The sequence below is a fragment of the Leuconostoc sp. genome, assembly GCF_965300815.1.
The window spans coordinates 3,866-11,689 of sequence record NZ_CBDKZH010000041.1; the positions used below are offsets into that span (position 1 = coordinate 3,866).

The 7,824-nt window shown below is 46.4% G+C and carries 6 protein-coding genes; all 6 read right to left on the reverse strand.

Features of this window, described 5'->3' with window-relative positions:
• Positions 1-1,715, reverse strand: a 1,715-nt coding sequence (locus tag ACW12G_RS04085) for a glycoside hydrolase family 2 TIM barrel-domain containing protein (protein ID WP_455647334.1), incomplete at its 3' end; no start/stop codon positions are given.
• Positions 1,716-1,739: 24 nt separating this feature from the next.
• Positions 1,740-2,045 carry a hypothetical protein gene (locus tag ACW12G_RS04090; RefSeq protein WP_455647335.1) on the reverse strand — a complete coding sequence of 102 codons (306 nt, stop codon included), beginning with the start codon at positions 2,043-2,045 and terminating at the stop codon, positions 1,740-1,742.
• Positions 1,990-2,775 carry an aldose epimerase family protein gene (locus ACW12G_RS04095; RefSeq protein WP_455647336.1) on the reverse strand — a complete coding sequence of 262 codons (786 nt, stop codon included), beginning with the start codon at positions 2,773-2,775 and terminating at the stop codon, positions 1,990-1,992. Before ACW12G_RS04095 ends, ACW12G_RS04090 begins: the two co-directional genes overlap by 56 nt.
• A gap of 21 nt (positions 2,776-2,796) precedes the next feature.
• Positions 2,797-4,317 (reverse strand): UDP-glucose--hexose-1-phosphate uridylyltransferase, encoded by a 1,521-nt coding sequence (locus tag ACW12G_RS04100; RefSeq protein ID WP_455647337.1) that lies wholly within the window; start codon positions 4,315-4,317, stop codon positions 2,797-2,799.
• A 9-nt stretch (positions 4,318-4,326) separates the two neighbouring features.
• Positions 4,327-5,505 (reverse strand): galactokinase, encoded by a 1,179-nt coding sequence (locus tag ACW12G_RS04105; RefSeq protein WP_455647338.1) that lies wholly within the window; start codon positions 5,503-5,505, stop codon positions 4,327-4,329.
• A 46-nt stretch (positions 5,506-5,551) separates the two neighbouring features.
• Positions 5,552-7,768: an alpha-galactosidase gene (locus ACW12G_RS04110; RefSeq protein ID WP_455647339.1), complete on the reverse strand. Its 2,217-nt coding sequence runs from the start codon at positions 7,766-7,768 to the stop codon at positions 5,552-5,554.
• Positions 7,769-7,824: the final 56 nt, after the last annotated feature.

Below are 7,824 nucleotides of genomic sequence, written 5' to 3' on the forward strand. Positions count from 1 at the left end.
TTTTTCAACAACCCTTGATCAACCCAATCCCAGATAAAGCCACCTTGTAAGCGTGGATACTGTTCAAAAGCGTCCCAGTATTTGGCAAAACCACCTAAACTATTGCCCATACTGTGCGCATATTCACACAAAATGAGGGGCCGGGTTTCGCCAGGTTGACTGACCCACTTTTTAATCGACCATTTTGAATTCACAGGCGCGACTTGGTCTTGATCCACACGCGCATACATTGGCGCAATAATATCGGTTGCTGGCGAATCAGCCCCGCCACCTTCATACTGCACTGGTCGTGACGGATCCACTTGTTTTAACCATTGGTACATTGCATCATGATTATGGCCGTAACCTGACTCATTCCCCAGTGACCAAATAATGACTGAGGGGTGATTGTAGTCACGCTTGACCATCCGTGTCACGCGAGCCATCATCAGTGGTAAGTAAGTGGCATCATTGGTTAGCCGGTTCATCGGCGTCATGCCGTGGGTTTCAATGTTTGCCTCATCGACTAAATACAACCCGTACTGATCACATAACTCATACCAACGGCGGTCATTAGGATAATGTGACAACCGGACGGCATTGAAATTATGCTCTTTAAGTAAGCGAATATCTTTTAACATCGTCGCTTCATCGACATAATAACCCGTCTCTGGCGTGAATTCATGCTTATTGACCCCACGAATGAGCAAAGGCTGGTTATTTAAACGCAAGAGCCCATCCTTGATATCAACGCGGCGAATACCAATTTTTTTGGTTTCTGTGTGATAAACTGTGTCGCCATCAAATAATGTCAGCGTTAAGTCATAGCGCTGTGGGATTTCTGCTGACCACAGTTTTGGCTGATGAACTGGTAGCGACAAGGTTGCTTCGTGTGCATTGGCGCCACGTTCATCCACTAAGTCGTTGCCAAATGTTGTCTCATCTGACGCGATTTCTAAGCCGTCCCAAGACAAAGTCGCCCATACTTGTAATGCCTGATTCGCTACGTCACCAATTTCCGAACGTACTGTCACCACAGCATCATCCAAATCATCCGCTAACTGGGTATCAATCGCAAAGTCTGACAAACGCACCTTGGGCATGTTCACCAGCTCAACATCTCGAAAAATACCCGAAAGTCGCCACATATCTTGATCTTCAAAATAGCTCGCTTTACTCCATTTCAAAACCAAAACAGCGATACGATTCTCTCCCGCTACTAGGTGGGGCGTTAAATCAAATTCGGCGGGTAACCGGCTATCTTCTGAGTACCCGATCCAAGTCCCGTTAACCCAAAGATAAAATGCCGAGCTGACACCATTAAAGACAATATGTGTCTCTTTTGCGTCAGCCAACCACGCTTCATCGACTTGAATGGTCTTTGAATAAGCACCCACTGGGTTTTCGTCAGGCACGATTGGTGGCGTTACAGGAAACGGATAGGCCACATTACTATACAACGGCACGTTATAATCACCGGCTAATTGCCAGTTCCCTGGTACCGTAATGGTCGTCGCATCCGGTAAATCTTGCACACGCCATGTATCATCAATAGCATCAAGATGGGTAAAATAATTAAATCCCCAAGTCCCGTTTAATGATTGGATTTGGCTACCTGATTGTCCTTGATCCGGACGATCATAGGTCATATCCGTATGACTCGGCAAGCGATGCCATTGGGTCACGACCGGATTTTCCCAATCACGACGTGCCAAAATCGTCTGTAGTGTTGTCATGTGATCTCCTTTAGGTTGCCAACTTTAAAAGTCCAGCTTAAATTCGGTAACTTGCTGATAAGGTGATGCCGGCGTGAGGACAATATCTCCGTATTGCGCAAAACGTTCAGCGCCAGGTACTGCTTGCGTCTCTAGCGTAATACCGCCATGGTTTTTCAACTGTGATTGGCGCATTGGCAGCGTGAAGTCTGTACCAAAATTACCCGTAAAGACCACTACTGCCGGTGCCGTCGTAGTCATGGCAACGCGCACCAAACCATCTGGTGACAGCAGTTCAGCTTGCGGTGCCCCCTGTGTATCTTGTAGCAAAAAATGGATGATCAAGCCCATGACCAACCCGTTGATGTTGGTCATCGGTGCTCTCAATCGTCGTACCAACTGGTTTTGCCGCACGAAAATCAAAACTTGTCCCAGCTACTGACCGTATTTCCCCAGTCGTTAAATTCTTGTCCCCAATAGGCGCAAAGGTATCAGCCGCAATCTTGAGTTGATGTGCCGCAACACTTTGCGATGGGTCACCCGTCAAGTTAAAGTAGACATGGTTCGTTGGGTTAAAGAGTGTTGGCGTATCTGTCACAGCCTCATACGTTAACCGCCAGACGTTATCATTAGCCAAAGCATAGGTCACGTTTACCGTCACTTGACCAGGAAAACCATTTTCCCCGTCTTCACTGACATACGTAAACACAACCCTTGCCTCTGTTGCCGTTACCTGTGGTGCAGCTTGCCAGTAGCGTTGGTCAAAACCAATCACACCACTGTGTAAGGTGTTGTCATTTTCATTGGCTTCAAACTGGTAATCGACACCATCGTGTGCCCAATGTGCCCCAGCAATCCGACCAGCAACACGGCCAATTGTGGCCCCAATAAAGGTATCTTTTTGTTGATATTCTTCCGCACTATCAAAACCTAATACCAACTCACGTTCACCAGTCGCAAGTGGCACGCGCAAACTCACAATTCGTGCACCAAAATCCGTCACACTTAAGGCCACGCCATGATCGTTGATTAAGGTGTAGCTTGTTGCTTGTACACCACACGGTTGGGTTAAAATTTCCATGATGATTTTCCTTTCAACTTTTTAATCTGATACTTGTACATTTTGGGCTACGGCCTGCAGGAAACGCGCCAAACCAGCTTCTCCGGCAGCGTCATGTTTATAGACACCCGCATCTTCTAAAACCCGCTCAAAAATGTGTCCGACACTGTCATCAATGATAGCGTTGACATTATCGGGCGTAATGGTGGTGTTGGCACGCAATGTTTCAGCCCACAATTGATGCTTTGGTGCCACCTGGTCAACTTGGCCTAATAAGTAGGCCTTAACAACCTCAAGTTCGGTCTTTAACCTTGGTGGTAAGATCGCCAAGCCCATGACCTCAATTAAACCAATATTTTCTTGTTTAATATGTTGGACATCGGCGTGGGGATGGAAAATACCATCAGGATACGTCTCCGATACGTTATTATCCCGCAACACTAAATCAAGTTCGTAGCGTCCGTCACGATAGCGCGCAATGGGCGTTACGGTATGATGCCGTTCGCCCTGCGCATCAAAAGCACGAATGTCTAACGCAGGATCACTATAATGCGCCCAAGTCGTCATAATTTGTTGGGCAGCTTGTAGCAAGTTGGCTTGGTTTTCATCGGCCAAACGAATCACCGTCATCGGCCAATTTAACACCCCAGCTGACGCAACTTGACACCCCGGCAGCGTGATTGGCGTCTTAATGGTAGCCTGAGCCATTGGTAAGTCGTAACGTCCCGCCTGGAAATGATCATGCGTTAGAATAGAGCCACCGACAATGGGCAAGTCCGCATTGGACCCGATAAAATAATCCGGAAATAACGTGACAAACTCTAATAATTTTGCCAAATGCGCCACATCGACACGCATTGGTCGAATCGTTTTTGAAAAGATAATTGCGTGTTCATTAAAATAGGCATACGGTGAATATTGGAAAAACCAGGGTTCCCCACCCAAAGTCAAAACCACCACCCGATGATTTGCCCGTGCTGGATAATCTAGTCGCCCCCAGTAACCTTCATTATCATGGGATAATTGCGACACTGGATAATTGACGGGCGTATTTTTTTGAGCCTGCAACGCTGCTGCAATCATCTTGGGATCTTTTTCTGGTTTCGACAAATTTATCGTGATTTGTAACGCCCCATATTTTGTCGTGACCGGAAACGAGATATTTTGACCAATTTCACGTGTCTTAATGTAGTTACTGCGGCGTGATAAGGCAAACAAGTAGTCCGTAGCAGCAGCGGGTGCACTAGCATATTTTTCCCAAAAAATCCGGTTCACCTCAGAAGGTCGTGGCACAAAGAGGGCCATCAATTGGGCACCGACCATATCCGCGTTCATCTCACGACGCGCCAATGTCCCGTTCGTGTCGGCCACGCGAATTAACGCATCCAACAAGGTTAAGGTGTCCGCATCTTCCCAAGGGGTCAATGTCGTTGGTGTTTGATAGTCTGCTTCCCCAAGCCAGCCCAGTACCTGATTAATTAAATAGGTCTCATCTAGTTCGGTATAGTCTGTTGCCGCAATCACCCGCTGAACAAAGACCGTGATTAAGCCATTTCGATTCATCGTGTCACCTCAAATTTCGCCAACCCAATGTGCACCTGTGCCAATGTTAGCCGCATAAAATGATGGCGCATAACCTACCACCGCTTCATAGCGCTCGCCAACTGTTTTTTCCAGTGTCGCGACTGCATCGCGATGCACTAAGGCAATTGCACAGCCACCAAAACCAGCCCCAGTCATTCGTGCGCCTAGGACACCAGGTACCTGTTGTGCCGTTTCAGCCAAGGTATCAAGTTCAAGTCCTGTGACTTCATAATCTGCTTTTAGTGATTGGTGTGAGGCATTCATCAATTGCCCAAATCCAACCAAATCATTGGCCTGGAGGGCTTTCACCGCATCTTGCGTCCGTTCATTTTCATAGACCGCATGCCGCGCACGGCGGCGCACCGTCTCATCCGCAATCAATGCTGCATTTTGATCAAACGTCGCACGATCTAATTGCCCAAGGAATTGAATGTTGAGTTTTTGTTGTAAGTCAACGACCGCCGCTTGCGATTCACGCACACGCTCATTGTATTTTGAATCCGCGAGTACACGCCGTTTATTGGTATTCATGATGACAATCACATGATCGCCTAAGTGCGTCGGGATCATCTCATAAATCATCGTGTTCGTATCCAAGTAAATGGCGTGATCCGCCTCACCAAAACCAATCGCAAACTGATCCATAATCCCAGTATTAACGCCAACAAAGTCATTTTCAGCCCGTTGCCCACTCGCCACTAATTGTAATCGGGGAACCTTTAAGTCATACAATTTTTTGGCGACCACCCCAATCAATAATTCTAATGATGATGACGATGAGAGACCTGACCCATTGGGAATATTGCCAGAAATGACCAATTCAAATCCCGTCTCAAACTGATTGCCGTACCCACGTAAGGCTTGCAACACGCCTTTGACGAAGTTCCCCCATGACCCATGTGGCAACTTACTTTCATCATCAATCTCAAATGTAATCACCCCGGCCTCAGGCATATTGGTCGAATACAACTTGACCAGTTTGTCGGTACGCTTACCGGCAACGCCATAAGTGCCTAAGGTAATCGCTGCGGGGAAAACATGGCCCCCATTATAATCTGTATGTTCCCCAATCAAATTAATTCGACCTGGTGAGAAGAATTTGTCCGTTGGTTGTGTTTGAAACTGGGTGTGATAGACATTTGCGAGTTCATCATAAATTGTTGTCATTTGTTTTTCCTTTCATGCGTACTAACTTCAAACCATGATCACATGCCTATACTTGCTTAAAATAGCGTACACGTGAAGTAAAGTCAGCTTGTTGCAATGGTACATTGTAGAAGCCAACAGTCATCAGTTCATCCCCACCAAATACTTGACCAGTAGCTGGTTCAAGATAAGTTTTATCCGATGCCAAATGGCTGAGTTTAGTCAAATGCAGTGGTGGTTGCCCCTCAGAGAGCACACGGTACTGGAACAGTAGTGTTTCCGTTTTATCTGCACTGACAAACTGCCAAGCGACATCATTGCTTTCAAAAGGTGACTGAATGCGATAGAAGTCGCCATACTGAATTAAGTCACGATGCGTTTTGTAAAACGCCACCTGTTCACTGATTTGCGTTTTGTCGGCATCTGATAGTTGGCTAAGATCGAGTTCGTAGCCAAAGACACCCGCCATGGCAACATCCCCACGCATGGTCAAACTGCTCAGACGGCCAGTCTGATGATTTGGCGAAGATGATACATGTGCTGTCATGCTTGAAATGGGATAACTCAAAGATGTACCATATTGGATTTTCAACCGGTCAACCGGATCGGTATTATCTGACGCCCATGATTGCGGGAAATAATACAACATACCGGCATCAAAGCGCCCACCACCACCGGAACAGCCTTCAAACAAGATGTCTGGATAGGCTGTGGTGAGCCGTTCAGCTAACTGATACACGCCTAATACATAACGGTGCGCCACTTCTCCTTGTTGCGCCGCTGGTAAGGCTGCCGAATACACCTCGGTTAAATGGCGATTCATATCCCATTTAATATAATCAATTGGGACGTCGTCCAAAATGGCGGCAATTTGGTCGTAAATCGCATCCACCACTTCTTGACGAGAAAAGTCTAAGACATACTGATCACGACTAGGTGTCATATCTCGATTGGGAATTTGAATTGCATAATCTGGGTGCGCTTGATAAAGCTGTGAATCTTTTGAAACCATTTCTGGCTCAATCCAAATCCCAAACTGCATGCCACGATCATGCACACGTTGCGAAATACCGGCTAACCCACCGCCCGATTTGAGTTTATCAGCGTATTCATACCAATCACCCAAAGAACTTGTATCCGCATCACGATGACCAAACCAGCCATCATCTAACACAAACATTTCAATACCTAGCGGTGCGGCCTGGTCCACAATATGATCAATTTTTTCCGCATTAAAATTGAAATACGTCGCTTCCCAATTATTAATGACAATGGGGCGCGGTGCATATTGGAAGCGTCCTCGAGCGACGCGTTCACGCAATAAGTGATGGTAAGCTTGCGACATACCGTTCAAGCCAGCCTCCGAATAGACGAGTAGGGCTTCAGGGGCTTGGAAGGCTTCATCTGGCAATAATTGCCAACTAAAGCCTTGTTCGTTAATGCCTGCTAGGACACGTACCTGATCCACATAGTCTTTTTCCAGCGTGAATTGATGATTACCGGAATATACCAGTTGTACGCCAATCGCTGTGCCACTGTCTTCCGTTGTATCTGGTGCGACTAATGCAATGAAGGGATTCATATGATGTGAGCTACCACCACGATGACTGGCAAATGACGTCATACCATGTAGCAAACTTTTCCGCTCAACCTGACGTTCCCGTAAATGTGCGCCATGTAGAGCAATAACTTCTAGTTGATTTTCAATGACGTCTAGTTGTACTGACGCTAATTTTTCTACCTGCAATGTTTGGGTCCCACGGTTGATGAGTTTTGCCGTGCGGGCAATCACTGGCCGATCGGCGAAGATGGTGTAAGACAAGTACAGTTCCGCATCTAACGTCGCATCAACTAACCGGACAATCAGCGTTTTGGCTTCTTCAGGTGCTAAGACATAAGCTTGTGGCAAATCCGCTAAGTTTGGCTTACCCGCTTGTATCTCATAATCGACATAACGAAAATCTGTTGCTTGCGCACCATTTTCAGCCCGAATCACAACAGCCGGTTGCCGAAAATCACCCGTATCAAAGCCTGAAAACTCCTGACGTAACGTATCTTTTGAATAGCCACGATCGACTTGCCCAGGATCGCCAGCAAGATTCGGTGAAAAACCGCGATCGATTCTTGGATAACGCCGTTGATCATGATATGTTGCTATCTGACGGCCAAAATAGAGATGACTTAAAATGTCCCCCGTCTCAACTTGAAAAAGATACGATATTTGATCATTTTTCAGATGAAAAACCTTGTTTTCAGCGTCAAAAAAAATGCTTGCACTAGTCATTGTCTTCCTCCAGGAAACTTTTACTAAATTACAAGCATATAGTATCATTATTTTAC

Bases quoted from the DNA above. Each gene is read 5' to 3' on its own strand.
- ACW12G_RS04090 (WP_455647335.1), bottom strand. From the start codon at position 2,045: ATGGGCTTGATCATCCATTTTTTGCTACAAGATACACAGGGGGCACCG.
- ACW12G_RS04095 (WP_455647336.1), bottom strand. From the start codon at position 2,775: ATGGAAATTTTAACCCAACCGTGTGGTGTACAAGCAACAAGCTACACC.
- ACW12G_RS04100 (WP_455647337.1), bottom strand. From the start codon at position 4,317: ATGAATCGAAATGGCTTAATCACGGTCTTTGTTCAGCGGGTGATTGCG.
- ACW12G_RS04105 (WP_455647338.1), bottom strand. From the start codon at position 5,505: ATGACAACAATTTATGATGAACTCGCAAATGTCTATCACACCCAGTTT.
- ACW12G_RS04110 (WP_455647339.1), bottom strand. From the start codon at position 7,768: ATGACTAGTGCAAGCATTTTTTTTGACGCTGAAAACAAGGTTTTTCAT.